General features: G+C 43.4%; 25 protein-coding genes. 17 read left to right on the forward strand and 8 right to left on the reverse strand.

The features are described from left to right. Positions 1–33: 33 nt before the first annotated feature. The 6 genes from HRI96_RS03975 to infC are packed head-to-tail and all read right to left on the reverse strand — an operon-like array spanning position 34 to position 2,485. On the reverse strand, positions 34–528 hold the full coding sequence (locus HRI96_RS03975; RefSeq protein WP_210118226.1) for a YaiI/YqxD family protein: 495 nt from the start codon (positions 526–528) through the stop codon (positions 34–36). Then, positions 525–827 (reverse strand): cell division protein ZapA, encoded by a 303-nt coding sequence (locus tag HRI96_RS03980; protein WP_210118227.1) that lies wholly within the window; start codon positions 825–827, stop codon positions 525–527. Before HRI96_RS03980 ends, HRI96_RS03975 begins: the two co-directional genes overlap by 4 nt. A 21-nt stretch (positions 828–848) precedes the next feature. After that, positions 849–1,370, reverse strand: a complete 522-nt coding sequence (locus HRI96_RS03985; protein WP_210118228.1) for a cell division protein ZapB — start codon at positions 1,368–1,370, stop codon at positions 849–851. Between the two features lie 5 nt (positions 1,371–1,375). Beyond that, a complete protein-coding gene (gene rplT, locus HRI96_RS03990) occupies positions 1,376–1,735 on the reverse strand; it encodes a 50S ribosomal protein L20 (RefSeq protein ID WP_210118229.1) in 360 nt (119 codons plus the stop codon). Positions 1,736–1,748: 13 nt separating this feature from the next. Further along, a complete protein-coding gene (gene rpmI, locus HRI96_RS03995) occupies positions 1,749–1,949 on the reverse strand; it encodes a 50S ribosomal protein L35 (RefSeq protein WP_210118230.1) in 201 nt (66 codons plus the stop codon). Between the two features lie 14 nt (positions 1,950–1,963). After that, positions 1,964–2,485 carry a translation initiation factor IF-3 gene (gene infC, locus HRI96_RS04000; protein WP_210118231.1) on the reverse strand — a complete coding sequence of 174 codons (522 nt, stop codon included), beginning with the start codon at positions 2,483–2,485 and terminating at the stop codon, positions 1,964–1,966. 410 nt (positions 2,486–2,895) lie between these two features. On the opposite strand from infC, the gene HRI96_RS04005 reads away from it, so the two are divergent. From HRI96_RS04005 to ilvB, 8 genes are all read left to right on the forward strand, one after another. Further along, the gene (locus tag HRI96_RS04005; protein WP_210118232.1) at positions 2,896–3,090 is read left to right on the forward strand and encodes a type II toxin-antitoxin system VapB family antitoxin; all 195 of its coding nucleotides are present in this window, start codon (positions 2,896–2,898) and stop codon (positions 3,088–3,090) included. Next, complete coding sequence (vapC, locus tag HRI96_RS04010) at positions 3,087–3,479, forward strand: type II toxin-antitoxin system VapC family toxin (protein ID WP_210118233.1); 393 nt, start codon at positions 3,087–3,089, stop codon at positions 3,477–3,479. The genes HRI96_RS04005 and vapC overlap by 4 nt, the downstream gene beginning before the upstream one ends. A 113-nt stretch (positions 3,480–3,592) precedes the next feature. Next, positions 3,593–3,943 carry a BrnA antitoxin family protein gene (locus HRI96_RS04015; protein WP_210118234.1) on the forward strand — a complete coding sequence of 117 codons (351 nt, stop codon included), beginning with the start codon at positions 3,593–3,595 and terminating at the stop codon, positions 3,941–3,943. 114 nt (positions 3,944–4,057) lie between these two features. Next, positions 4,058–5,635, forward strand: coding sequence for a DUF6119 family protein (locus HRI96_RS04020; RefSeq protein ID WP_210118235.1), 1,578 nt, complete (start codon positions 4,058–4,060; stop codon positions 5,633–5,635). A 241-nt stretch (positions 5,636–5,876) separates the two neighbouring features. Then, positions 5,877–6,632, forward strand: coding sequence for a hypothetical protein (locus HRI96_RS04025; RefSeq protein WP_210118236.1), 756 nt, complete (start codon positions 5,877–5,879; stop codon positions 6,630–6,632). A gap of 132 nt (positions 6,633–6,764) precedes the next feature. Beyond that, a complete protein-coding gene (locus HRI96_RS04030; protein ID WP_210118237.1) occupies positions 6,765–7,478 on the forward strand; it encodes a hypothetical protein in 714 nt (237 codons plus the stop codon). Between the two features lie 175 nt (positions 7,479–7,653). Continuing rightward, positions 7,654–9,339, forward strand: coding sequence for a dihydroxy-acid dehydratase (ilvD, locus tag HRI96_RS04035; RefSeq protein ID WP_210118238.1), 1,686 nt, complete (start codon positions 7,654–7,656; stop codon positions 9,337–9,339). After that, a complete protein-coding gene (gene ilvB / locus HRI96_RS04040; RefSeq protein ID WP_210118239.1) occupies positions 9,336–11,033 on the forward strand; it encodes a biosynthetic-type acetolactate synthase large subunit in 1,698 nt (565 codons plus the stop codon). Before ilvD ends, ilvB begins: the two co-directional genes overlap by 4 nt. A gap of 139 nt (positions 11,034–11,172) precedes the next feature. Here the strand turns inward: ilvB and HRI96_RS04045 are convergent, their stop codons facing one another. Together HRI96_RS04045 and HRI96_RS04050 are read right to left on the reverse strand one after the other, a co-directional pair. Continuing rightward, on the reverse strand, positions 11,173–11,643 hold the full coding sequence (locus HRI96_RS04045; protein ID WP_210118614.1) for a mobile mystery protein B: 471 nt from the start codon (positions 11,641–11,643) through the stop codon (positions 11,173–11,175). A gap of 120 nt (positions 11,644–11,763) precedes the next feature. Next, positions 11,764–12,204, reverse strand: a complete 441-nt coding sequence (locus HRI96_RS04050) for a mobile mystery protein A (protein WP_210118240.1) — start codon at positions 12,202–12,204, stop codon at positions 11,764–11,766. 231 nt (positions 12,205–12,435) lie between these two features. On the opposite strand from HRI96_RS04050, the gene argH reads away from it, so the two are divergent. The 9 genes from argH to HRI96_RS04095 all read left to right on the forward strand — a co-directional run bounded on the left by argH (position 12,436) and on the right by HRI96_RS04095 (position 25,068). Further along, positions 12,436–13,851: an argininosuccinate lyase gene (gene argH, locus HRI96_RS04055; RefSeq protein WP_210118241.1), complete on the forward strand. Its 1,416-nt coding sequence runs from the start codon at positions 12,436–12,438 to the stop codon at positions 13,849–13,851. A gap of 12 nt (positions 13,852–13,863) precedes the next feature. Further along, the gene (locus tag HRI96_RS04060) at positions 13,864–15,081 is read left to right on the forward strand and encodes an adenylate/guanylate cyclase domain-containing protein (protein ID WP_210118242.1); all 1,218 of its coding nucleotides are present in this window, start codon (positions 13,864–13,866) and stop codon (positions 15,079–15,081) included. A gap of 77 nt (positions 15,082–15,158) precedes the next feature. Further along, positions 15,159–15,977, forward strand: coding sequence for an amino acid ABC transporter substrate-binding protein (locus HRI96_RS04065; protein ID WP_210118243.1), 819 nt, complete (start codon positions 15,159–15,161; stop codon positions 15,975–15,977). Between the two features lie 15 nt (positions 15,978–15,992). Then, positions 15,993–16,628, forward strand: a complete 636-nt coding sequence (locus HRI96_RS04070; protein WP_210118244.1) for an amino acid ABC transporter permease — start codon at positions 15,993–15,995, stop codon at positions 16,626–16,628. A gap of 36 nt (positions 16,629–16,664) precedes the next feature. After that, entirely contained in the window at positions 16,665–17,435 is a 771-nt protein-coding gene (locus HRI96_RS04075) for an amino acid ABC transporter ATP-binding protein (protein ID WP_210118245.1), read from the forward strand. Between the two features lie 20 nt (positions 17,436–17,455). After that, the gene (locus tag HRI96_RS04080) at positions 17,456–18,811 is read left to right on the forward strand and encodes an MATE family efflux transporter (protein ID WP_210118246.1); all 1,356 of its coding nucleotides are present in this window, start codon (positions 17,456–17,458) and stop codon (positions 18,809–18,811) included. Between the two features lie 267 nt (positions 18,812–19,078). Then, entirely contained in the window at positions 19,079–20,983 is a 1,905-nt protein-coding gene (locus HRI96_RS04085; protein WP_210118247.1) for an adenylate/guanylate cyclase domain-containing protein, read from the forward strand. Then, positions 20,949–23,882 carry a FecR family protein gene (locus HRI96_RS04090; RefSeq protein ID WP_210118248.1) on the forward strand — a complete coding sequence of 978 codons (2,934 nt, stop codon included), beginning with the start codon at positions 20,949–20,951 and terminating at the stop codon, positions 23,880–23,882. Before HRI96_RS04085 ends, HRI96_RS04090 begins: the two co-directional genes overlap by 35 nt. Further along, on the forward strand, positions 23,872–25,068 hold the full coding sequence (locus HRI96_RS04095; protein WP_210118249.1) for a hypothetical protein: 1,197 nt from the start codon (positions 23,872–23,874) through the stop codon (positions 25,066–25,068). Before HRI96_RS04090 ends, HRI96_RS04095 begins: the two co-directional genes overlap by 11 nt. Positions 25,069–25,077: the final 9 nt, after the last annotated feature.

Genomic DNA, 25,077 nt, shown 5'->3' on the forward strand with positions numbered 1-25,077 from the left:
TCGCTCGGTCGACGGTTATTTCCCGGTCGGCGGTTATCGTTCTGATTGCGGCGGTTTTTCGCTCACGGAGGCGGCTTTTTTAAGCAGTTTTTGAATTTCTTTATCAAAACCGGCCGCGAATTTTGAAAATTCTTCTTTACCGTAATTGTTTTTTTTGTGTTCGATGAGTCCCAACTGTGAAAACTGAAGACTTAAATTCCTTTCCGAAAGCCTTCGGCCTATGTTTTCTTTGCTGTAAACCGTTCCCCTGTCATTTAACACGGTAACGCTTTTTTTTACCAGCCTGTCCGCAAGAAGAATGTCGCGCGTTATTACAATGTCCTGCGCCTCAGCGTTCGATGTTATATAGTTATCCGCAGAGTCTTTTGCCTCGCCGCATATTATCATTTTAAAAAGCAGGTGAGAACTCGGCTGCGGTATTTGGCGGTTTGCCGCAAAAATTATGGGAATGTTAAATTTTTTTGTGTAACGGATAAGATAATTCCGGACCAAGCGCGGGCATGAATCCGCATCGACCCATACTGTCATTTTTGAAGAGCTTTATCGATTTTTTGTATCATTGCGAGGGTAAGCCTTTCGGCTTCGTCGTCCGAATTCAAGCTGTTTTTGGAAAATCTTGCAATTTTGGATTTTTCTTTGTACAACTCGTCGCAGATCATAATTCCTGTGAGTATGGCCGTCTGCAATTGGTCTTTAAGTCCCGCATTTTCTTCTATTTCGTCCGCTATTCGTTTGTAATACGATAAAAGTTTTTTTAAATATTCATCGTCTTCTTTTGCCTGTATGGTAAAAGAAGATCCAAGGATGTCTATTTTTAACGTTCCCATCGCAAACCTTTCAAATGCGGATTAAAATATGTCAAATTGACCGTTTTCACCTATCGTAGGCATAGACTGATCTTCATCCGTCTCTTGAGACGGAAGGTCGAACAACTTGTCCTGTGGAACTTGGTTTGCGCTCCTGTTTTCCGGAGCGGAGTGTGTTTTTTCCTGTTCTGCAGGGAGCCTTTCGGATGTTTCATGCATTCCGATTTCTTTACCGCCGTCTTGTTGTGCACTCTGCCGTTGAGTTTGCACGGGCGAAACGGCTGCCGCAGGATCTTCGGATATTATTTTGCGCGTCAGAGAGGCCGTCTTTAATACGGAATTTTCTACCGAATTGAGTCTCTCCAACGCTTTTAAAATTCCTTCCTCGATCTTGCCTTGATCTGTAATAAAAGATGAAAGCTGCTCCGTTTTTTCGGAAAGTGCTTTTGTGAGCTCTGCGCACTTTGTACGCAAAGCATCATTTTCCTGATTAAGCTGCGCGATTTTTTGCACAGCGCTTTCAACTTTTTCTTCCAAAAGCAAAACTTGATCGAGGGAAATCATATTCTTTACGCCTGCAGCGCCTTTTTGGCGGATTCTACGACCGATTTAAAAGCCGCGGGATCTTCTATTGCCATATTGGACAAGGCCTTGCGGTTCAATATGATTCCGGCCTTATTCAATCCGTCCATAAAGCGCGAATAGCTCAAGCCTTCGTCGCGGACTGCCGCGTTTATACGCGCTATCCACAAGCGGCGGAAAGAACCCTTGCGGTCACGGCGATCGACATAGGCGTGAGTCAGCGCCTTTGTAACGGCGTCTTTCGCAGCCTTATAGTTTGTTGCTCTGCGTCCTCTGAATCCCTTTGCAAGTTTTAGGATTTTGACGCGGCGGTTTTTACGTTTTGTTCCGTCTATTGCTCTCGACATAGTTTATACCTCATTAACCGTAGGGCAGCATCTGTTTACGGACTTTCTTTGCATCGGCTTCAGAAAGAATTCCGGCTGCGCGCAGCTGTCTTTTGCGCTTTGGAGAACGCTTTGTCAAAATATGACGAAGGTTCATCTTTTTGTACTTTACCTTACCGGAGCTTGTAAGTGAAAACCGACCGGAGGCGGATTTCTTTGTCTTCATCTTAGGCATTTCTTTTACCTCAATTAGTTTTTGGCTTTTCCTGAAATTGTCATCGACATAAATTTGCCTTCCATTGCGGCAGGTTTTTCGATGGTATACGCCGAAGTAAGCCTTTTCAAAACTTCTTTCAGTACATCAAAGCCGAGTTCCGTGTGGGCGAGTTCGCGCCCGCGAAAGCGGATGGTCACCTTTACCTTATTTCCCTCGTCTAAGAATTCCTGTATATGTTTGACTTTTGTATCAAGGTCACCCGTACCGATTTTGGGTTGCATACGAATTTCCTTGAGTTTTAATACCTTTTGGTTTTTCTTGGAGTCACGGAGCTTTTTCTCCTGTTCAAACCGGTATTTGCCGAAATTAAGTATTTTACATACCGGCGGATTTGCCGTTGGAGCAACTTCAACAAGGTCGAGCTCTCTTTCTTTAGCCATTCTAAGCGCTTCCAGCGTAGGAACGATCCCTTTCTGGTTGCCCTCGTCGTCTATTAATCTGACCTCACGTACACGGATCATTTCGTTGACCCGTAATCCCTTATTGTCTGCCAACTATCCTCCTTTAGTGCTTTGTAAAACACCCACATATATAAGCGTAGTTTTCAATATAACATAAAATTAGATATTGTGTAAAGCGTAATTGTTGACAGTTTTCGCCGCCTTGTGTTCCACTGTAGATATTTTCCCCTCGCTCATGCATTTTCGCAACGCTTACCCGACATGGCGAGATGCACTTTTGGGACAAAGAACCTTATTTCTTTTAGGTATCACTATGAAAAATAAGCTACCTCTCGTTTCAAAGCGCAAAAGCAGGTTAGGCAAATGTTAGACGTACTCCTAATGGGATGTAACAAGACTCAGTTATTTACAGAATGATTTATCAATACTTAACATTGTTTTTTCATCAAGTCATGTGTATAATTTCCTTGTAACATACACACTGGAGGAGGAGCGGGGCTATTATGAGAACAAATATTGTTATCGATGACACCTTAATGGCAGAGGCTTTGGATGTTTCCGGCTATAAAACAAAAAAAGAAACAATTGAAGAAGCTCTAAAACTTTTGATAACGTTAAAAAATCAGGCAAAAATAAGAAATTTTCGAGGGAAACTATTCTGGGACGATGATTTGGAAAAAATGAGGCTTGATAAATGATTGTCGCAGATACATCTGTTTGGATTGATTATGTAAAAGGGATTGATGCGCCACATACCGATATTTTAGATTCGGAATTAATCCATGACAGGGTCGTAACCGGTGATATAATAATAACTGAATTTTTACAGGGCTTTAAAAACGACAGAGAATACCTCATAGCAAAGCAAATTATGGACAATCTGGAATACAGAGATTTTCTTGGAAAAGAAATTGCAATACAAGCTGCAAATAATTATAGGAAGTTAAGAAAGCAAGGCGTCACGGTAAGAAAAACAATAGACGTTATAATTGCAACATTTTGTATAGAAAACGGATTTCCGTTAATACACAATGACAAAGATTTTGATCCGATGGAAGAAATTTTAGGATTGATCGTTAAAAAGTGATGATAAGAACAATATCTATGAACATAATCTTGCTATTTCTTGTTGAGGGTATAATAATTCAAAATTGTTTCAGTTGATAAATACATAAAATAGTATGTATAATATATATGTATATGACCTTTGAATGGGATGAAAATAAAAACTCTGAAAACATACGGAAGCATAAGGTTTCTTTTGAAGAGGCGCAGGATTTTGGCGTCAAGGAAAGAAACTCTATGAAGAGCATTTACAGTAACCCCGAAAAATCAGTAATGGAAGCATTAGATTCTGCCGTATTAGTGGCGGATTTCCTTCCTTCTCCATCAGAGCTTGTAAAAAAAACAACAAAAGAAAAAATAACAATTTCAATTGATTCTGATTGCATTAATTTTTTCAAGAAAGAAGCTAAGAAAAATCATACAAAATATCAGACTATGATGAATGAAGTACTTTCTCAATATGCAAAGCATTATGCTGTAAATTGAATTGTGGGACAGAACAATCGCCTAACACAGTTTGCAAAGCCGACAGCCCAGTCAAACTGCGTTGTGGGTTAAAACAATATTAGGGCGGACGGAGCTATCCGCTAAGGTTGAAAAATGAAAAAAAAGAAAACATGGCATCTTACTTGCTACCTAATTAAAGACTATGTCTCATCTTTCAAAGATTGCCTCCGCAATGATTTCAGTTACAGCGATTATAAATTAAATAATAATATTAAATATGAAGGCACGATAATCATCGGTGAATCGAAACAAAAACCACCTAGATGGGTTAAGTTTCTTGAAGAAGCTTCTGTATCATCATTTGATAAAATTAAAAACCAATCAACAAGAGCAATCCTTTTTCTAAAGACAAAAAACAGGATATTTGCATTTACTTTTGGTTATGGAAGATATTTGCTTAAAGATGAATTAATTGTTAATGATTTTGGATTTAGAATTGCAATTAATGCTATAGATCCGAAACAAATAAGAAGTTTAGACACTGCAAAACTTGAAGAGCTAACTGTTCAATCAAGAATACAAACAAGTATAGGGGCTGAGAAAGAAACATTTGGAATAGATATTCTTAATGATTTGTTAAGAGCTGTTACTGGTGTTCCAAAGAATCAAAAGTTCGCCAAGCAAATTGCAGGGCGTGATGGAATAATTATTAATGCTGAGCAATCTGTCTATGATCTTGAAAAAAAAGCACGAATAATGCTTCATTATTATACTTCATCTAAGTATAAAAAAGACTTTGATTGGGTTGATAACCTTAAAGAAGAACGTGATAAGCTATTGATCAACGAATTGCGAAAAATGCTTATATCTGATTTGAATTCAAAGAATTCCGAAAAAATGATTCTTGCACCGGATAAGGTAATAGACTGGGATGATATTAATGGGTTCTGCTATAAGAAAAACTATGATGAGAATGCTTTGGTTCCAGAACTTCATATTGAGCATTTTCTTAATAATGTAGCACAATTAAATGGGTATGATGAATTCAAAAAAGAAAAAATCTATGTAAACTTTGCTTCAAACGACCTAACCATTAAATGGCCTGTGTATAGATGTTTAACATATGAGACTGATTATAAAAATAGCAAGTATATTTTTACTTTAGGGCGTTGGTATAAAATTGAGGCTAATTTTGTTAAGACAGTTGTTGATTATGTAAAAACAATTCCATTATCTTCTTTTGCTTTCCCGAATTGTGATGTGAAAACAGAAGGAGAATATAATAATAAGTTTCTAAACATTAAAGATTGTTATGTACTTGATAGAATGACAGTTAAATGTGATTCGGCTAGAACGGAAATAGAGCCATGTGACATATTGACAAAGACATTGCAATTTATACACGTAAAGCAGAAACATAATTCTGCTAACTTAAGTCACTTATTCTCTCAATGTAGAATATCTGCCGAATCATTACTGAAAGATGAAGGATTTCGAAAAGCTATAATAAAGAAAGGCAAGGAGACGCGAAAATACGATTTATCATTTATTCCTGCTGACAACAAATTTAGAGCTAGTGATTGTGAAATTGTAATAGCAATTATAAGCAAAGGTCGAAAGCCAATTGAAGAAACCCTTTCTTTCTTTTCCCTATTAAATCTAAGGCAATCTGTAATTACATTGAAAGCATTTAATTATAAAGTAAGTGTGGCATTGATAGAAAAAGTATGACCTAATATAGTTTTCAATGCTAACAGGCAGTCAAGCTGCGTTGCTGTTTAAAATAATGTTAGCTTGACGCCTTCGTTGCATAAATAAAAAGAGGAATGAAGTAGTTCAAAGAATAAATGAAGATTAAGTTAACACTCGATTCAATATGATATTACTTCGCAATGTAGGGTAAGCGAATGTTAGGTTGCCCATTGGGAACCTAGCGAAAAACAAGCAAAGAAATAAAGATCTGACGAGAAAAATGAAAAAAAAATATGGATTGTTATTAAAAATAATTTTGGATAAAGTTTTACTATATTTAAGTAATATTTTTTTAGTAATACTGTATTCATTTTTAATTATTCTATTTTTGATTATTGGAAATAAAATAATTGATATTCATATATTATCTGATAATAATTTTTTTATTAGTTTATTTTCCGCAATAGTTGGGGCTTGTATTGGTTTATTGGGGTTAAGAATTCAACTAAGTAGTGATAAACGGAAAAATAAATATAAACATATGTATGAAAAAATTATTATTCCAATAGATAATAACTTAGAATCATTAATTACAAATTTAATTAATTATGAGTTTAATATGATTAATTCTAAGATGAATAAAATAATTCAGCCATTTGACAGGAAGTACTATGTCGAAAAAAATTTAAAAAAAAGGATTGACCAAATAAATTATTTTTCAAAAAGAAATGAAGAATTATTTGAAAAAATTTCAAATAATTATAAAAGTTCAAAATCAGATGAGAAAGAGTGGATATCTTTAGGGAAGATACCGATAGAAGATAAGAATTTAATAAAGAAAATTAATTGCTTAACGAAAAAGTATAATTCAAATAAAAATGAATATGAAATAAATTATATGTTATTAAATAAAATAAAAAAATGTGATTTCTATCTTGAAATAGTTAAAAACAGCAAAACAATAGAAACAAATCTATTAGAAATAAAAACTTATTTTGATTATTTAATTAACTGGACAAAATGGTATATATGTTAAAAATAACCTAACACAGTTTTGTACTCTTATGAACTCTTACGACTTGTTACCCCTTTTAGCAAAAAATTGATTTCCGTCTTGTGCGTTTTGGCGATATTGAACCTTGCCGCATTTTTGTGATAAATATAGTATATGTTTCTTTTTTTATTGCTTTTCTTTCCGTTTGTGCTTGTCGCGGCTTCGGTAATTAAAGGGTCTTTTAAAGAGTATTTTGTTCCTGCCGTATTGGGCGCTTTTGCGGGAATATTTACTTGCCTGATTTATACTTTTTTTATATTTCCGTCGTCGTCTTTTTCGTTCGGTTTTGCTTCGAATTTTGCGCGCATTTTGTTCAAAAACATTTTTTTGCCTATGTTTTTAAGCGGCGCGGCCTTATTTTTGCTGCTTAAAGATCCTTTTGAAACCAGAATAAAAGTGTTATTTCCTTATTGGATAGTCTTTTACGCTTTATTTATTCCGTGTACGACTATTTCAGGCAAAACGGATTTTTCTTTTTTTGAATTGTTTTTGCGTCCCGTATTATACGTAAGCATGCTTGTTATGTTTGACGGCGTTTGGGATTTCTTTCTATTAAAAAGAATAAAAGCGGAAGACAAAACGGCTGCAAGCGATTATGGCGCCCGTGACGAGGTCTTCGGCATTGACCGGCATCGTTCGGGTAGCGTAAAAAGCATAATAATGTTATGTCTTGCTTTGTTCTTCGTCTTGTCATTTCCTGCCGCCGTCGAAACGCTTCGCTTCATTGGCGCCCCGCGGCCTGTTTGGATCTTAATGTTTGTCGTTTACGCCGCCGCTGCGGTTTATGTAGCGTACAAAATTCAAACGCATTTTCGGCGGGAAAAATAATATCGGGAGAGAGGCGAAGCCGAAAAGCGTCCTTTCCGAAAGTACTTTTTGATTGCTTGACCAGAATTACTATGACGGCTATAGTATATCCTTAATAAATACTGATTTAGCTTTAGCAAGACTTAAGAAACGTCCGCTTTTAAAGCTTTCGATTTCGGTATTTGGGAGACAATCTATGAAAAGCGAAAACGCTACCAAAGGTGTCGCGCGCGCCCCGCACCGTTCCCTTTTTTATGCGATGGGATATACCGATGAAGAGCTCAGCCGACCCTTAGTGGGAGTTTGCTGTGCAAAAAATGAAATAATACCCGGCCACTTTGAACTGGACAGAATTGCCGACGCCGTAAAAGCCGGCATAAGAATGGCCGGCGGCACTCCCATAGAATTTCCTGCGATCGGAGTTTGCGACGGCATAGCGATGGGACACGAGGGAATGAAGTATTCTTTGGTCACCCGCGAACTTATAGCGGATTCCGTAGAATGCGTAGTTAAAGCCCATCAGTTTGACGCCCTTGTGCTTATTCCCAATTGCGACAAGGTTGTGCCGGGAATGCTCATGGCGGCGGCTCGTCTTGATCTTCCTACCGTATTTTGCTCAGGCGGCCCTATGATGCCCGGACGTTTACCCGGTCATGATTCTCATAATCCGTATTCAGGAAAGAATTTAAGCTTAAGCGATATGTTTGAAGCGGTAGGTACTTTCGCCGCAGGAAAAATAAACGAACGAGAGCTTAAGGAAATGGAAAACGTCGCCTGTCCCGGCTGCGGATCCTGTTCCGGCATGTTTACCGCAAACAGCATGAATTGCCTTACGGAAGTTCTGGGATTAGGGCTTCCGGGCAACGGAACGATTCCTGCCGTGCAGGGAAGGCGTATCGCGCTTGCAAAGCATGCGGGTATGCAGGTTATGGAAATGTACAATAAGGGAATCACCGCAAGGCGCATGATGACGGCCGAAAGTTTTGCCAACGCGCTTGCCGCAGACATGGCGCTCGGCTGTTCCAGCAATACTATGCTTCACGTTCCGGCCATCGCTCATGAAGCGGGCATAAGCATCGATCTTCACGATGTAAATAAAATAAGCGAACATACGCCGAATTTGTGCCACTTGGCGCCTGCCGGTCACACGTTTATGAGCGAACTTGACGAAGCCGGAGGCGTTCAGGCGGTTCTTGCGGAATTGGCTAAAAAAAATCTCATAAAGACCGATTTGATAACCGTTACGGGAAAAACCATAGAGGAAAACATAAGGGGCGTTAAAAACCGCGATCCTGAAATTCTTCGCCCGATCGAAAATCCGTATTCCCAAACCGGCGGTATTGCGGTTTTGTTCGGAAATCTTGCGCCCGACGGAACCGTAGTAAAACGTTCCGCCTGCGCGCCTGAGCTTATGAAGCACACAGGGCCTGCGCGCGTATTTGACGACGAAGCCGACGCAATGGAAGCGGTTCAAAAACAGCGCATTAATCCCGGCGACGTGGTTGTGATACGCTATGAGGGCCCCAGAGGAGGACCGGGAATGCGCGAAATGCTCGCCGTTACTGCGGCTCTTGCCGGTCAGGGGCTTGATAAACAGGTGGCGCTGATTACCGACGGCCGTTTTAGCGGAGCTACCCGCGGAGCTTCTTTGGGGCATTGTTCGCCCGAGGCGGCCGTAGGAGGGCCCATCGCCTTGGTGAGAGAAGGCGATAAAATCACTATCGACATAAACGCTTATAAAATCACGCTTGAAGTAAGCGATGAAGAATTGGCGAAACGCCGCGAGGAATGGAAGGCTCCGCCTCCTAAGGTAAAAGACGGTTATCTTTCTCGTTATGCCAAATTAGTGTCTTCTGCGGATAAGGGAGCCGTATTGCAATGAAAATAACAGGGTCTCGTGTAATTATAGAATGTTTAGTGGAACAAGGAGTCGACCTGGTGTTCGGATACCCGGGAGGGGCTATTTTAAATGTATATGACGAGCTTTATAAAAACAGCGACAGAATCCGCCATATCTTGACCGCTCACGAGCAGGGAGCCGCTCACGCCGCGGACGGGTACGCAAGGTCTACCGGAAAGGTTGGAGTTGTGCTTGCGACAAGCGGCCCGGGAGCTACAAATCTTGTTACGGGAATAGCAACCGCCTACATGGATTCCGTGCCGATAGTTGCAATCACTTGCAACGTAACGATTCCCCAGCTCGGTAAGGACAGCTTTCAGGAAATCGATATTACGGGCGTCACTATGCCGATCACAAAGCACAATTTTATAGTTCGCGACGTATCAAAACTTGCGGACACGATTCGTAAAGCTTTTGTCATTGCAAAAACAGGGCGTCCGGGTCCCGTGCTGATAGATATTCCCAAGGATATTACGGCGGCGCTTGTCGATTATACCGCTGTAACCGTGCAAAACGGCGGCGAAATATCTTTGACGGCCGATAAAAAAAGAGCGGCGGCCTCTATGCCCTCGCAGGACGAAATCGAACGTGCGGCTCAGCTCATAAACAAGGCGGAACGCCCCGTGATTTACGCAGGCGGCGGCGTCATAATTTCAAACGCTTGTGGAGAACTCAAAGAGCTTTCGGAGCTTGCAAATATTCCGGTTACCATGAGCCTGATGGGAAAATCGGCTTTTCCGAACAGACACCCGCTCGCTTTGGGGCTCATAGGTATGCACGGAACGAAGGCTTCGAACATGGCCGCAAATAAGAGCGACCTGCTTATTGCGGTAGGAACACGTTTCAGCGACCGCGTCATAGGCGATCCTAAAAAATTCGCGGGAAACGCTAAAGTTCTCCATATAGATATAGATCCCGCCGAAATAAATAAAAATATCCGTGTCTTTACGGCTTTACTGGGAAACATAAAAGACATACTCACCGCGCTAATTCCTCTTGTAGAGAAGAAAAACGCTTCCGAATGGAACAAGCGGATTGACGAATGGAAAAAAGAAATTCCTTCCAGCTGGAATAAAAAGACGGCTCTTCCGCCTAAATTCATCTATGAATATGTGAACGGCAGAGTGGATGAAGATGCTATAATAACCACGGAAGTAGGGCAGCACCAGATGTGGGCCGCTCAGTTTTATAACTATACAAAGCCCAGAACCTTTTTGACTTCAGGCGGACTTGGAACCATGGGCTTCGGAACGGGAGCCGCCATAGGCGCCCAGCTTGCAAATCCTTCGCGCCGCATAGTCCATTTTGCAGGCGACGGTTCTTTCAGAATGAACTGCAACGAGCTTGCGACGATAGCCCATTACAATCTTCCGATAATTATCATCGTAGTGGATAACGGCGCTTTAGGAAACGTCCGCATGTGGCAAACTCTTTTTTATGAAAAGCGTTACAGCCAGACCACTTTGGACTTCGGCCCGGATTTTGTAAAACTTGCCGAAGCATACGGAATTTGCGGATACAGGGCAAAAAATCAGGATGAGTTTAGGAAAGCCTTTGACGAGGCTTTTGCCGCCGGGAAACCTGCAGTGATCGACGCTATGATAGACATAGACGAAATGGTTATGCCGATGATACCGCCCGGAAAACCCGTGGAAAATTTGCTTTTGGACGTTTAAAGCGCGCAGAAATTCGGCGAACATTGAAACAAGCGCAGAATTTCGGTGATTCTTGCAGTGTGTCCGGAATTCCGGCGCCGCCTTTCCGGGCGTGGCAGTGTAACGCTCGAAGCATCATGCTGCCGGGCGTGCTGCATTTTTATTCACCGTTTGTAAACTCAAGTAAATCGGAATGATCCCCGGAATCGGCTTTTCGCAGCGCTGCAATATACCGGCTTCTGATATAAGAAACATTTACCAAATCCGTATTTCCCCAATACAATGATTTACCGTCCAGTTTTTGAAGTATTAAATCCGCCATCAGTCTGGAAACGCGTCCGTTTCCATTTGGAAACGGATGAATTTGAACAAGACGGTGGTGAAAGCGCACGGCGATTTCATGATTAACATAAGTTCCGTTTTTAATCCAAAACTTTACATCATCAAAAAGCTGCATCACTTTTATCGGGATTTGATATGGCGCAACTCCGATATTTCTTTCCGTCGTTCTGTATATTCCGGCCCATTTCCAAACTTCACCGAACATCTTTTTGTGTAAATTACGCAAAAAAACGTCTGAATAAATATCTTTGGTTTTGTTTGACAGGAGCCATACCTGAGCCTCTGCAATATTTCAAGCTTCTACCTCATTTAATTCCGAACGGAGCGTTATCCACTTTAATTTCAAACCGTATTTTTCATCTTCGGTAAGAGGTGTTGAATTATCATCAGCGCCAAAAACATCCATTTGTTAATTCCATATTTGTTTAGTTTTATTATTAATGAAATCCGCAACCATGTCTTCAACGGCTTCTTTTGTTGCAATATCTTGATTTTCCAATGCCATGTTTAGATTTACAGATTTTATTATTTTCTCTGCTTTCTTTCTGGCCTGAACTTCAACAAAACTCTGAAAACTGGTTTTGGGCTTAAAATAATAAACAAAATCACAGTCTATAGCTTTTGCAATTTTTTCCATTGTAGAAATCTTTAGATTTTTCTCATTCTTTTCCATAACCGTAATTCGAGGCTGAGTCACGCCAAGCCGATTGGCAAATTGTAAAGCTGTCATTCCCAAGGCTTCCCGAATAGACTCGATCCAACTTTTGCCCTTAGGGATAATATTTTTATCAACCTGTAAATCCACCGTTTTTTTATCCAATGCTCTAATTTCAATTATTCTTGTATTCATGTATAACCTATATATAATAGTATTTTAACATTATTATAATATATATATTGTATATTTACTATAATTATATTACTTTTTTATTATATTTTGTATAGGTAACTTAGCCGAATCTCTGCGGCTCCTTGAATCCGGCCGCCTTGCGACGAGCGGTACGGTGCGGCACGAGTGCGCGATGCGATGAGTGCGTTTCACACGTTGAGACTGTCTTTCTTTTTCTGTATAATCGGTAATATGGAATCACACGGCGCATTGACATCCGACAATCGTGCGGCCTTATGGAAAGGCCGTTTTTCCGAGGGCCCCGACGCGGAAGCGGTAGCATTTGAAACTTCAATCCATGTGGACGAACGCATGGCTCTCGACGATATTTACGGCAGCAAGGCCCATGCCCGGATGCTGGGCGAGGCAGGCATCATTCCCTCGTCCGAAGCGGACAAGATCGTTGCAGGCCTTGATTCGATCCGCAAAGACCTTGAAGAAGGCAGGCTCTCAATCGATTACAGCGCGGAAGACATACATTCGTTTATAGAAGGCGTCTTAACCGACCGTATAGGCGAACCGGGCAAAAAGATCCATACCGGCAGGAGCCGGAACGATCAGATCGCCCTTGACGAAAGGCTTTATTTGCGCCGCCGCATACCCGACCTTAAAAACAGACTTTTAACCCTGATTGATACCCTCGCTTCCATTGCGGACTCGCATACCGGAGATATTATGCCGGGCTTTACCCACATGCAGCACGCACAGCCCGTAACTCTCGCTCATCACCTTTGCGCGTGGGCGTGGATGCTTGTCCGGGATGCGGAAAGGCTTTCCGACGGACTCAAGCGCATTTCTCTTTCGCCCTTGGGAGCGGGTGCTCTGGCCGGCAGCAGCCTGCCTTTAAACCGTGAAAGCGCTGCCAAAGACATGGGCTTTAACGGAGTTGTGCAAAATTCTTTGGACGCCGTTTCCGACAGGGATTACTGCATAGAATTTGCTTCCTGCTTTGCGCTTATTCAAATGCACCTGTCGCGTTTTTGCGAAGAGATCGTCATTTGGGCTTCTACGGAATTTTCTTTTATAGAATTGAGCGAAAGATGGTCTACCGGAAGTTCCATCATGCCGCAGAAGAAAAATCCCGACTTTGCGGAATTGATTCGCGGGCGAACGGGAAAGGTCTACGGCAGTTTAATTGCGCTTCTTACGATGATGAAAGGCCTGCCCCTGTCTTATAACCGCGACATGCAGGAAGACAAAGAAAGCCTCTTTGATTCTTACGACACGGTGATTTCCTGCGTCAATGTTTTTACAAAGATGATTTCAAGCGCCGAATGGAATTGCGATACCATGAGCGTCTCATGCGACGGCGGCTATCTTAACGCGACGGACATTGCCGAATATCTTGTAAAAAAAGGAATGCCGTTTAGAACTGCGCACGGCGTGGCCGCAAAAGCCGTTCGAATTGCGATAGAAAAACAGCGCCGGCTTGAAGATCTTGATATTTCGGATTTTAAGTCATGCTCTGATTTGATTTCAGAAGATATCTATAGTAGAATTACTAAAGACGCTTGCGTAAACGCCAGAAATTTGACGGGCGGACCTTCTTCTGAGAGAGTAAAAGAACAGATTCTTTTATTAAAGGAATTTGCACGACAAAAGAGGTAATGTCGACCGGATATGGATGATGATAAAAATTCTTCCGGAAGCGGATTACATTTCGAACAGCTGGATTTTGATCTGCTGGAAAGATCTCTGCAAAATCAGAGTTCCTCAGAGATGGTCTTTCAAACTCTCTCGATATGGTTATGGGGGCGCTTGGACGTTGAATTCGTAGCGTTCTGTTTTTCAAAAAAGTCGGACGCTCAGTATGTAAAAACGTCGGACGACGGAAACATACCTTCAGGCTCTTCCGTCTTTCAAGAACGAAAAGAAAACGCCGTTTCAAAAAACGGAGTCTTTGTTCACAGTTCGGGTTATATCTCTTTTCCCTTGGAAGATTTCAGCAATATTTCGGAAAAAGTTCTTTTAGTTATAGGAAAAGATAAAGCTTCCGGTGCGTCATTCCGCCCCGAAGAGTATAGAAAATTCAATCCTATCATACGCATATTGAATAAATCCTTGCTGTATTTTACGGCTGAGCTTTTGAACGAAGAAAAGAGCCGGCTGCAGTACGCTTTTTCACGCTATGTTTCTCCCGAACTTGTTCAAAACATTATTTCGGACGGAAAGGCGATAGACACAAGCGGCGAAAAGCAGTGTCTCTCCGTGATTTTTACGGATCTGAAGGATTTCACCTCCTTGACGGAAGAGATGAATCCTCCCAACCTTGTCCGCGTATTGAATATGTATTTGACGGAAATGACTCAAGTCATAATTTCACTCGGAGGCACCATCGATAAATTTGAAGGAGACGCCATAATGGCGTTTTTCGGAGCGCCGCACAGGTTCCCCGATCATGCCGTACGCTGCTGCCTTTCGGCTTTGCGCATGAAAAAGATGGAAAACATCCTGAACGAACAGCTTTTGCATGAAAAACTTATCCAAAAACCGCTTTTTACCAGAATAGGAATAAATACGGGCGATATGATCGTAGGCAACATAGGATCGCTGCAGCGACTTGACTATACTATTATCGGCTCAAATGTTAATATTGCGTCTAGGATCGAAGACATAAATAAGGTATACGGCACTTCCGTTCTTATAAGCGGCGAAACTTTCCGTTTGGTCGCCCCGTATTTTAACTGCGAATACTGCGATACGGCCTTTTTAAAAGGAGTAAAAGACGCCGTTCCTTTGTATAAGCTTATTTCGGAAAAGGAAAACATTCCTTTTTACGGGAATTTTGAAAATTCGGAACCGGCTTCTGAAATGGAACTGCTTGAGCCGGATTTATAACCGTGCGCAAAAGCGCGCGAAAACGGCATACTCGGAAATCGAAATTTCCTTGAATATCGTTTTTTAAGGGGAAAAAAATGAAAAAAATTAAAAAAATCGCACTGATCGGAATCGCTTTTTTATCGCTCGTTTCGTGTGCAAAAAAGACGGAAGCCGCCGCCGGCGCTTTGGACAATTCTCTTGAAAATCTGCAAAAGCGGGGCGTCTTTGTTTTAGGACTTGACGATTCTTTTCCTCCGCTCGGATTTAGAAGCGAAACAAATGAGATCGTAGGATACGATATAGATTTGGCAAAGGAAGTTGCCGCCCGCCTTAAAGTAAAATTCAAAGCTCAGCCCATTCAGTGGGACGCAAAAGAGCAGGAACTCAATACGGGAAAAATCGACTGCATTTGGAACGGTTTTACCGTTACGCCTGAGCGGGAAAAAGCCTTGGCTTTTACCAAACCGTATTTAAATAACAGGCAGATCGTTATAGTGAGAAAAGATTCCGGCATTGCGTCTCTTTCGGATTTGGCGGGTAAAAAAGTCGGAGTTCAGAGCGGTTCCAGCGCTCAGGACGCCATAGATTCTTCAGGTTCTTTTAAATCGTCGCTTAAAAGCATCGTCATGTTTAAAGACAATATCACGGCTTTGAACGATCTTGAAATAAAGCAGATCGACGCGGTAGTAATGGACGAAGTCGTAGGCAATTACAGCATAACCACGACTAAAAAACCGTTTACGGCGCTGGACGAAGGTCTTTCCGCCGAAGAATACGGGATCGGATTTAGAAAAAACGACGTAAAACTGCGCGATAAAGTTCAGGAAATCCTTGAAGAGATGCAAAAAGACGGCACCGTCGCCGCAATTTCCGGCAAATGGTTCGGAAAAGATATTTCCGTAATAGGCCGTTAAGGCAAGACCTGACCGATGCTTCAGATGTTGTCGGCGATGCTTCAAGGCAGCGTTATCTCCCTTGAAGTGTTTTTTTTGACATTGCTGTTTTCTCTTCCGCTGGGGCTTCCCATAGCCTTTGCACGCATGTCTAAAAACGTCGTTCTCTCTCAGGCTGCAAACGTTTTTATGCTCATAATACGCGGAACGCCGCTTATGCTCCAACTCATCTTTGTGTATTTTGCGCCATATCACTTGTTCCGCGTTTCTTACGACAGATTTACCGCCGCTATAATCGCTCTTTCAATAAATTATGCCGCATATTTTGCGGAAATATACCGCGGAGGAATACAGTCCGTGGACGCGGGGCAATATGAAGCTGCAAAGGTTTTAGGCTATACAACTTCTCAAACTTTTTTTCGCATTATACTTCCGCAGGTGATAAAACGGATCGTTCCCGCTATGGGAAATGAGGTTATAACGCTTGTAAAAGATACCGCCCTTGTGCAGATCATCGGCGTCGCCGAGCTTTTACATGTCGCTCAGACTACGTCCAGCCGTCTTTTTTCTACTATGCCGATCTTTGTAGCGGGAGTGTTTTATTTTATTATGAACTGGGCTGTTTCCATCGCGTTTAGGCAAATTGAAAATAAACTTGCCTATTATCGCTGAAAATACCGCCGGAAAGCGGCGTACGGTAGTTTTGTTATGCAGGAAAAAAAGCGGTTGACAGAAGTCATCAAAGTAGAAAATCTCCAAAAATCTTTCGGGAATCTTGAAATAATCAAGGATATTTCTTTTTCGTTGTATGAAGGCGACGTACTCGGAATAATCGGTCCTTCAGGATCGGGAAAATCAACCTTGCTGCGCTGTATAACTCAGCTTACGGACGTTTCAGGCGGTTCAATTACGGTATGCGGAAAGCCGCTTGTCAAAAACGGCGTTTACACGGACAAGGCGGGGCTAAGAGAAATAAATCTGATGTTGGGGCTTGTTTTTCAAAATTTTAATCTGTTCCCGCATTTTTCGGTTTTAAAAAATATCGTGGACGCGCAGATCCATGTGCTTAAAATTCCTAAAGCGGCGGCGGAAAAAACCGCTTTTTCGCTTTTAAATAAAATGGGGCTTGCAGACAAGGCGCATTCTTATCCTTGTGAGCTCAGTGGCGGACAGCAGCAGCGGGTTTCTATTGCTAGAGCTCTCGCTCTGAAGCCCAGAGTGCTTTTGTTCGACGAACCTACGAGCGCCCTCGATCCCGAACTCACGGGAGAAATTCTTTCGGTGATAAAGGATCTTGCCGAAGAAAAAATGACTATGGTAGTAGTCACTCATGAAATGGCCTTTGCGCGCAGTTTGAGCGATTATATAATATTTATGGACGGCGGCGTTATAGTGGAACAGGGAAGGCCTGAAGACGTGATAGATAATCCCAAACACGAGCGTTCAAAGGCGTTTTTAAGCCGTTTTTCAGCCAGGTAGAATGTCTTAAGGCAGGTAGAATGTCCGACAAAAAATACGAAATGGATATGTGCTCCGGCGCATTATTCCCAAAGATCATCGCTTTTGCCTTACCTCTCGCCGTTTCAGGCATACTGCAGCTGTTGTTTAACGCTGCGGACATTGTAGTCGTAGGACGCTTTGTCGGTAAAGAAGCGCTCGCGGCCGTAGGTTCCACCACAGCGTTTATCAATTTTATAATAAATCTTTTTATGGGACTTTCGGTCGGAGCGGGAGTGGTCGTCGCCAACTGCTACGGCGCGGGTGAAAAAGAAGCGTTAAAAGAAAGCGTACATACCGCCGTCATGCTTTCGTTCGTGGGCGGCATATCGCTTACAGTATTGGGGCTTTTAGTTTCACGGCCTATACTTTCCGCTATGGGAAATCCTCCCGACGTTCTTGACTTGTCGGTTTTGTACATACGCATCTATTTTTTAAGCATACCCGGTCTTTTGTTTTACAACTTCGGAAGCGCCATACTGAGAGCCGCCGGAGATACAAAGCGCCCCATGTATTTTCTTTTTGCCGCAGGGGTTCTTAACGTGTTTCTTAACATTTTTTTTGTAGTTGTAATGGGACTCGGAGTTGACGGCGTAGCTTACGCTACGGGAATTTCTCAGTATCTTTCGGGATTTTTGGTGTTGTACACCCTTGTCCGCTCAGACAGCGATTACAAACTGATTCTAAAAGAAATAAAAATGTACAAGTATCCTACGATCAAGATTTTGAAAATAGGAATACCCGCAGGTTTTCAGGGAATGGTTTTTTCGCTGTCGAACATGCTCATACAATCTTCCGTAAATTCTTTCGGTTCCACCGCTATGGCGGGAAATGCCGCCGCTCAAAATGTAGAAGGTTTCGTATATGTTTCCATGACGGCCGTTTACCAAACCGCCATGAATTTTGTAAGTCAGAATTTCGGCGCTCATAAGTTTGACAGAATAAAGAAGATTCATTTTGAAACGCTTGTGCTGGTGTTTATTACGGGCATCGTAGGCGGATGGGCGGTGTACATCCTTTGCGATAAAATACTTTTGCTTTACACCGCTAACGATAAAGTTATTTCCGTGGCTAAGCTCAGATTGTCCGTCATCTTAACCACCTATGCTTTATGCGGCGCGATGGACGTTATGTCTGGAATATTGCGCGGGCTCGGTCATTCTTCTTTGCCCATGGTTGTATCGTTTTTAGGCGCTTGCGCTTTCCGGGTGGTTTGGGTGCTTACGGTATTTACGTTTGTAAAAAGAACTCTTATGGCCTTGTATATTTCTTATCCGCTGTCATGGGCGATAACATTTATAATACATACTATATGCTACTATTTTATCATCGATTATTACAAAGATAAAAAATTTTAACGGCCGGAAAAAAGATGAGGCCGCGGCAGAACACGGCGGAATATGGGCATCCGGCGCAAAATGCGGCGTAACACGGCGGCGTAGGTGCAAAAAGCGCGATGAGCCGCTCCATTTATTCTGAAATTTAACGCTCTGATTGCTTTTTCTTCAAATTTATTGTTTAATAGTAGATTGATAATGTTAATTAACGGCGTTGGCGTGCGATAAAATATGTTAGCGCCGGTTAATCACAGTTATAAAAGTATCGAACGGAGCGGCGGATAAAAGATGCCTGAAGAGAAAAAAGACGATAATCGAAAATATGTAAAATTTTCAATCGGGGCGAAACTCGTCGTCATCATTTCAGTTTTGACAATCGTATCGCTGGGAATCGTAACGCTGTTGGTTACGTGGTTCGGCGGGCAGGATGTCCGCATCAGTGCGGAAGAAAACAACCGCACCGTAAATGCGCAGGCTGCGGGTTTGGCGGAAAAAGATTTGTCGTCGCTGCGCGCAAACGCGTTTTTGCTTTTGGACATATTGAACAGAGTGAGCAGTTCCGGTTCTTTTGCAAAAGAAACCGCGGATTTTTATTTTGAGCGCAACCCGTCGGTGGCCGCAGTTTTGGTTACGGATTCAAGGCGCACAGGCGGGTTGGAGAGAAAACTTTTAAGCACGTCGTTTTTTTTATCGAACGAATTGGAACCTTCTCTCGTAGATACGTTTTTAGCGCAATCTCAGGATACGATCTTGCAGACGGAACGCGGCATAACTCACGTAATAAACGCGTCTCCGATATTCGATATTCCGATGCTTGTGCTGTGCTATCCGTATACGGAAAAAGGCTTGAACCAAGGTTTGGCCGTATTCTTTTCGGCTGAAAAATTGTCCGACAGCTTCGGCGCGGGAACGCTGCAGACTACATATCTGGTAAACGGCGACGGCGATATTTTAATTCATCCGGACTTTAATTTGGTAAAAAACGGCGCAAACGTCGGCAACTTTCCGCTTTTTACGCAGATGCGTGAAAACGGCGATACAAACCGGCAGCTTTTAGTCACCGATAACGCCGGAAAAAAGTATTTCGGCTCATACCGCCGCCTCAGTTTGGGCGATCTTGCAGTTTTAACTACGGCGGACGCAGACGTCCTTTTGGAACCTGTAGCCGAAACTACAAAGCGCAACATCTATTTGGGAATAATAGTGCTTTTTCTTTCCGTCATGTTTATCTGGTTCTTTTCCAAATCGATCAGCCGTCCGGTAAAAACGCTTGCGCGCGCAGCGGAGCGGATCGAACAGGGCGAATTTGAAATCGATTTGAAGCCGAAGACGCGCGATGAACTCGGACTTTTAACATCGAGCTTTGTGAAGATGGGCAAAGGACTTGCGGAGCGCGAGCGGCTTAAAGACTCGTTCGGCAGGTTTGTCAATAAGGAAATCGCGGAACTTGCCATGCGCGGCGAACTTGCGCTGGGCGGCGAAACAAAAGACGTAACAATTTTCTTTTCGGACATCCGCTCGTTTACGGCTATTTCAGAAAAACTTTTGCCGTCGGAAGTAGTTGAATTTTTAAACGAATATATGACGTCGATGGTAGAATGCGTGAATATGACGCACGGAGTCGTCGACAAATTTATAGGAGACGCGATCATGAGCGTATGGGGTGCGCCCATTTCGGTAGGAAGTCCCAAAGAAGACGCTCTAAACTGCATACGCGCTGCGCTCCGCATGCGGGCAAACCTTATAGTTTTTAACAGGGGGCGCGGCGGCGACAAAAAACCGATAATCCGTATCGGCTGCGGCATAAATTCAGGTCCCGTAGTCGCAGGTCAGATAGGCTCTACTCAGCGCATGGAATACACGGTTATAGGCGACGCCGTAAATTTGGCATCCCGCACTGAAGCTCTGAATAAGCCCATGGGCACTGATATTCTCATCACGGAATATACTTACGAGCTTGTGAAAGATCATGTGCTTGTTGAAGAGATGCCGTCGGTTACGGTTAAAGGCAAAGAAAAACCGCTCAGGATGTTTGCGGTTATCAATATGCCCCAAGAGGAAGGCATACCCGGCGCGGGAGCGAAGGGGCCGAAATCGCTCGCTCAGATCAGACAGGCGCTGGGAATTCCTACTCCTGATTTTGCAAAGGTAAATCTCAATGAAGACGAAAAGAAATACAAAATACAATCCTGACGCCGCTTCAAGCGTTTGGCAGGACATCATCGTCGTATTGTTTTCTCTTTCCGCCATATTCTACACCGCGTTTTTATTTTATCAAAATTTAAATAGAACCGTAGAACGGAACGACAAAGTGCCGGTAGCCTCCGTTTCTTATAAATACAAAAGCGTTCAGCGCAAATTTATCGACCGCTCAGTGTGGGACAGGCCTGTGCAGTATTCGCCCGTGTATAACGGCGACGTAATCAGAACCGCACCCGCGTCCGAAGCGACGATTTTTTTCCCCGATAAAAACGTTATAAACGTCGGCGCGAACACTATGATTCAGATTTTTAAGCAGACGCAAAAGGAAGAAACTGCCGTTCAGGTTTCGGAAGGCAATATTTCCGTGCAGACAAGCGGTTCCAAAGTGGCCGTAAAGGCGGATAACGTTTCCGTCGCTATCGAAAAAGATTCTGTTCTGCACGTGCAAAAATTTGAAAAGCCTGAAAGTCCGGCGGAAGAAGCATCTGCAGGGAATGAAAAAAGCGCTTCCGGGGCTAAAGAATCCGGCACGGGCGGAAATCTTCGTCTTACGGTAGAAAAAGGAGAAGCAGCTCTTACTACGCTGCCGGAAGTAAACTCTCTTTCCGGCGTCGGGCGAAAGAATGCCGCAGTTCAAACGGGAGACGCCCGGCAAACTACGGTCTTAACCGAGGGAGAAGTCGTAAGTACCGGAAATAAGGCCTTTGTTTCTATGATAAGCCCGGCGTCGGGAGCGAAGATAATCAACCAAAGCCCGGACGGAGGAGCTATTCCCGTATCGTTTGCGTGGAACAGTTCATTTGCCGACAGCACGGAACTTGTTTTGGAAACGTCAAGGAGCCGCGATTTTAAGACAAAACCATATAGACTTTCGGTTACGGGGCTAAAAGAAGTTACGCTTGATGAAACTCCCGGTACCGTTTATTGGCGGCTGTATGCGGCGGAAAAGGGCGTGTCCGACGAATCTTCGGATTCGGGAAAGCTCACGGTTTTAGCGGCGCCGCCTCCCAAACTTTTGGAACCCGCTTCGGAAAAGCGCTATTTGTACAAAGAAACTCTTCCCGCCGTAAATTTTTTGTGGAAGGGCAACGACCTGTGTTCGTCTTACACGCTTGAAGCCGCCGACAATCCCGATATGCAAAATCCCGCCGTATTCAAACAGGTGGGAGGAGAATCCGTTTCGTTTTCAAATTTGAGCGAAGGAACTTGGTATTGGCGGGTAATTCCTAATTACATAACCGACGAAAGCGTCCGATCCGTGCCTTCTGCAGTTTCCTCTTTTTCTATTGAAAAACAAAAAGAGCTTCCGCCTATAGAACTCATCGCTCCTGGAAAAATTGCCGACACCGCCGAAAGTAAAAGCGTTAATTTTTCATGGAAACCCGTAAAAGAAGTAAAAAAATACAAGCTCCGCATTTCAAAAAACGAATCGATGGATAATCTTGTAGCAGAGCGGACTTGCGACATCAATTATTATGAACTGAAAAGAGCCGCAAAAACGCTCCCTAACGGCACGTACTATTGGACGGTAGAAGGATTGGACAAAAACGACGAGCGGCTGACTGTGAGCGCATCCTCGGCGTTCAGAAGCCGCGACAGCGAAGTTGTTTTGCGCTCTCTGTTTCCTCCGGAAGGCTACACGCTTGCCGACACGCTTTGTCTTGACACCCGTTTTACATGGAAAACGAATTTGGACGGCGAGCAGCGTTTTCAAGTGTCATCTTCTCAGGACTTTTCCAATCCCGTACTCGACATAAAAACTCAAGGATCCGGCATAGACGGCATAGTTTTAAACAAGGGGGAATACTATTGGCGCATATCGGTAAAAAACGAATTTGAAGGACTTCAGACCCAGCCTAAAAAATTAACTATAGCGCCGGCCCTTCCTTCTCCGGAACTTGTAGGCCTTAAAAAGGTCGTTGCCATTCATCCTAAACAGAAAAACACGTTTTCGTGGACCGCCGTTCCCGGTGCGGATTATTATCAGGTTAAAATTACAAAGCCGGGTTTTGATTCGGAGCCTTTGTACGAAGACCTGTACGTTACCGGTACGAAAATTGAGGCGGCTTTGCAGTCGATACAGGACGGAGATTACATAATAAGCGTGCAGGGCTTTGCTTCAGCGACGCTTACGTCAAGCCGGCGCTACAGCTATGCGGCGGACATGGCGTTTACCCTTAAGCATTTGCACCCCGTAGAACTTGTGACGCCTGCCGACAATGCAAGAATCGGCGGCGTAGAGGCCGCTCTCAATCCGGGGATTTTAAAGTGGTACGCGGTCGACAAACCCGCAACGAGCCGACTCGTGCTTGAGAGGGCAGGACAAAAAGGCAGCGTGCTTTCCGTTTCAAATCCCGATTTTTCCGTGAATCTTCCTCCTCTTGCGGCCGGAAATTATCGATGGAGAGTAATAGCAGCAACCGAAGACGGGTTCGATGTTTCGTCGCTGCAGGACGGCAGGTTTACCGTTTTGCCCATACCGCCGCTTGAAAAGGTTTTGTTCGTATTCCCCGGAGAAAACGAAACGCTCGGGGTCGGCTTTTTTAAAACAAACAGGAGTATTTTGTTCCGCTGGAAAAAGAACAATGAAGCTACCCATTATACGTTCAGGCTTTATGACGAAAAAAAGCAAAAGATTTTTGAGCGCGAAATAGACGCTCAAAAAGCCGCTTCCGGCGCAGCGGGTGCAGACGACGTGTGTGTGTTTGAATTTACGGACATCTCGCTCCTATCGCGTGGAACATTTTATGCGGAAGTAGCAGCCGAACGCAGGCTTAAAACCGGCCTGCTTTTTCAAAACGGCACAGTTTCCGGCCGCCGCTTTGTTATAGATCTTCCTAAGGCGGTAAAGGTAGATACCGACGCTCCCGGAGTGCTCTATGGAAAATAAAAGGGAAAATAAAAAACTTGCAGCGGCGTTTTTGTGTCTGCTTTTAGCGCTGCCGCTCACCGCTCAGAGTAAGGACGGCCGCTCCGATTTAGAAAATAAAAAACACTATTTTATTCGGGAAGAAGAGACCGGAGAAGTGCTTTATCAGCGTTTGTCGTGGGACGCGATCGCCGATATTTTCGGTTTTGAATTTATTCTTGAGCATAAAGACGGTCCGGGCGTTTGGCGCGAAATCGACAAAAAAATCGTGCACGATAATTTTGTCGACGTGTCGCTTTCTCCCGGAAGCTATCGCTATAAGGTAACCGTCATCAATTTACTTGAGCAAAGGGAAGCGACCAGCGCATATAGAAATTTTGACATATTAATTGCATACCAGCCGGCGGTTGAAAACGTAACGCCGCATTTGATATATCTTGACGAATTTTTTGACGGACGGCTTACCGTAACCGGCGTAAATTTTTTGGAAGATACCGTCTTTTTTCTTGAAAAGGGCGGCGGTACTATAGAGCTTAAACCCGAAGAAATTTCCAAAGACGGAAAAAGAGCCAGGTTTGAATTGAATACGGGCAGGCTCCAGCCGGGCTCTTACGTTTTTGTCGCGCAGGACAGGAGCGGTCTTACCGGTAAAAGTGAAGATGTGTTGTTCCGCTTTCAAAAGCCGGTAGACGCCTACGTTTCGCTCGGCTATGCATTTACGGGTTTTACGGGCGAAAGCGTGTTTAAAGAATATTATAACCGCACTGCAGCTCCGTTGGGCGGCGTCTTCCGCCTTACCGTACTGCCGATTAAAAGAACCTACGGCAACTTTGGCTTTAATTTAAATTATTCCGCCGCAATGCTGCACAACGAGCATGACGGTTATGTTATTGACGGTACGCTGATGCTTTCGCATTTGAATGCAGCATATGTGTATCCCATCGTAAAACGCCGCTTAAACCTCGGTTTTTATGCCGGCGGAGGGGCGGTGTTTTTGATGAAGAGCAAATTTTCATTTGACGGCGGAAGCGCGCAAAGTCCTGAGTATTGGTATTGGGGTTTCGACGTAGATGCGGGAACGGCGCTGCAGGCCTTTGTCCATAAAAAAATGTATATGGAATTTAACGTCGATCATTTTTTTGTTTTCAGAAAAGGCTTTCCGAAGTATATGTTCCAACCGCAGCTTTCCGTCGGCTGGATGTTTTAATTTACAACG

Source organism: Treponema parvum (genome assembly GCF_017893945.1).
GTDB classification, from domain to species: Bacteria; Spirochaetota; Spirochaetia; order Treponematales; family Treponemataceae; genus Treponema_D; species Treponema_D parvum_A.

What these genes read in the sequence shown, in the direction of transcription:
- ilvB (WP_210118239.1), top strand. Translation starts at nt 9,336, where the DNA reads ATGAAAATAACAGGGTCTCGTGTAATTATAGAATGTTTAGTGGAACAA.
- rplT (WP_210118229.1), bottom strand. Translation starts at nt 1,735, where the DNA reads ATGTCGAGAGCAATAGACGGAACAAAACGTAAAAACCGCCGCGTCAAA.
- HRI96_RS04020 (WP_210118235.1), top strand. Translation starts at nt 4,058, where the DNA reads ATGAAAAAAAAGAAAACATGGCATCTTACTTGCTACCTAATTAAAGAC.
- HRI96_RS03980 (WP_210118227.1), bottom strand. Translation starts at nt 827, where the DNA reads ATGGGAACGTTAAAAATAGACATCCTTGGATCTTCTTTTACCATACAG.
- argH (WP_210118241.1), top strand. Translation starts at nt 12,436, where the DNA reads ATGGAATCACACGGCGCATTGACATCCGACAATCGTGCGGCCTTATGG.
- HRI96_RS04005 (WP_210118232.1), top strand. Translation starts at nt 2,896, where the DNA reads ATGAGAACAAATATTGTTATCGATGACACCTTAATGGCAGAGGCTTTG.
- HRI96_RS04060 (WP_210118242.1), top strand. Translation starts at nt 13,864, where the DNA reads ATGGATGATGATAAAAATTCTTCCGGAAGCGGATTACATTTCGAACAG.
- HRI96_RS04065 (WP_210118243.1), top strand. Translation starts at nt 15,159, where the DNA reads ATGAAAAAAATTAAAAAAATCGCACTGATCGGAATCGCTTTTTTATCG.
- HRI96_RS04015 (WP_210118234.1), top strand. Translation starts at nt 3,593, where the DNA reads ATGACCTTTGAATGGGATGAAAATAAAAACTCTGAAAACATACGGAAG.
- HRI96_RS04095 (WP_210118249.1), top strand. Translation starts at nt 23,872, where the DNA reads ATGGAAAATAAAAGGGAAAATAAAAAACTTGCAGCGGCGTTTTTGTGT.
- HRI96_RS03985 (WP_210118228.1), bottom strand. Translation starts at nt 1,370, where the DNA reads ATGATTTCCCTCGATCAAGTTTTGCTTTTGGAAGAAAAAGTTGAAAGC.
- vapC (WP_210118233.1), top strand. Translation starts at nt 3,087, where the DNA reads ATGATTGTCGCAGATACATCTGTTTGGATTGATTATGTAAAAGGGATT.
- HRI96_RS04070 (WP_210118244.1), top strand. Translation starts at nt 15,993, where the DNA reads ATGCTTCAGATGTTGTCGGCGATGCTTCAAGGCAGCGTTATCTCCCTT.
- HRI96_RS04050 (WP_210118240.1), bottom strand. Translation starts at nt 12,204, where the DNA reads ATGAATACAAGAATAATTGAAATTAGAGCATTGGATAAAAAAACGGTG.
- HRI96_RS03975 (WP_210118226.1), bottom strand. Translation starts at nt 528, where the DNA reads ATGACAGTATGGGTCGATGCGGATTCATGCCCGCGCTTGGTCCGGAAT.
- HRI96_RS04080 (WP_210118246.1), top strand. Translation starts at nt 17,456, where the DNA reads ATGTCCGACAAAAAATACGAAATGGATATGTGCTCCGGCGCATTATTC.
- HRI96_RS04030 (WP_210118237.1), top strand. Translation starts at nt 6,765, where the DNA reads ATGTTTCTTTTTTTATTGCTTTTCTTTCCGTTTGTGCTTGTCGCGGCT.
- ilvD (WP_210118238.1), top strand. Translation starts at nt 7,654, where the DNA reads ATGAAAAGCGAAAACGCTACCAAAGGTGTCGCGCGCGCCCCGCACCGT.
- HRI96_RS04075 (WP_210118245.1), top strand. Translation starts at nt 16,665, where the DNA reads ATGCAGGAAAAAAAGCGGTTGACAGAAGTCATCAAAGTAGAAAATCTC.
- HRI96_RS04090 (WP_210118248.1), top strand. Translation starts at nt 20,949, where the DNA reads ATGAAGACGAAAAGAAATACAAAATACAATCCTGACGCCGCTTCAAGC.
- HRI96_RS04025 (WP_210118236.1), top strand. Translation starts at nt 5,877, where the DNA reads ATGAAAAAAAAATATGGATTGTTATTAAAAATAATTTTGGATAAAGTT.
- rpmI (WP_210118230.1), bottom strand. Translation starts at nt 1,949, where the DNA reads ATGCCTAAGATGAAGACAAAGAAATCCGCCTCCGGTCGGTTTTCACTT.
- HRI96_RS04085 (WP_210118247.1), top strand. Translation starts at nt 19,079, where the DNA reads ATGCCTGAAGAGAAAAAAGACGATAATCGAAAATATGTAAAATTTTCA.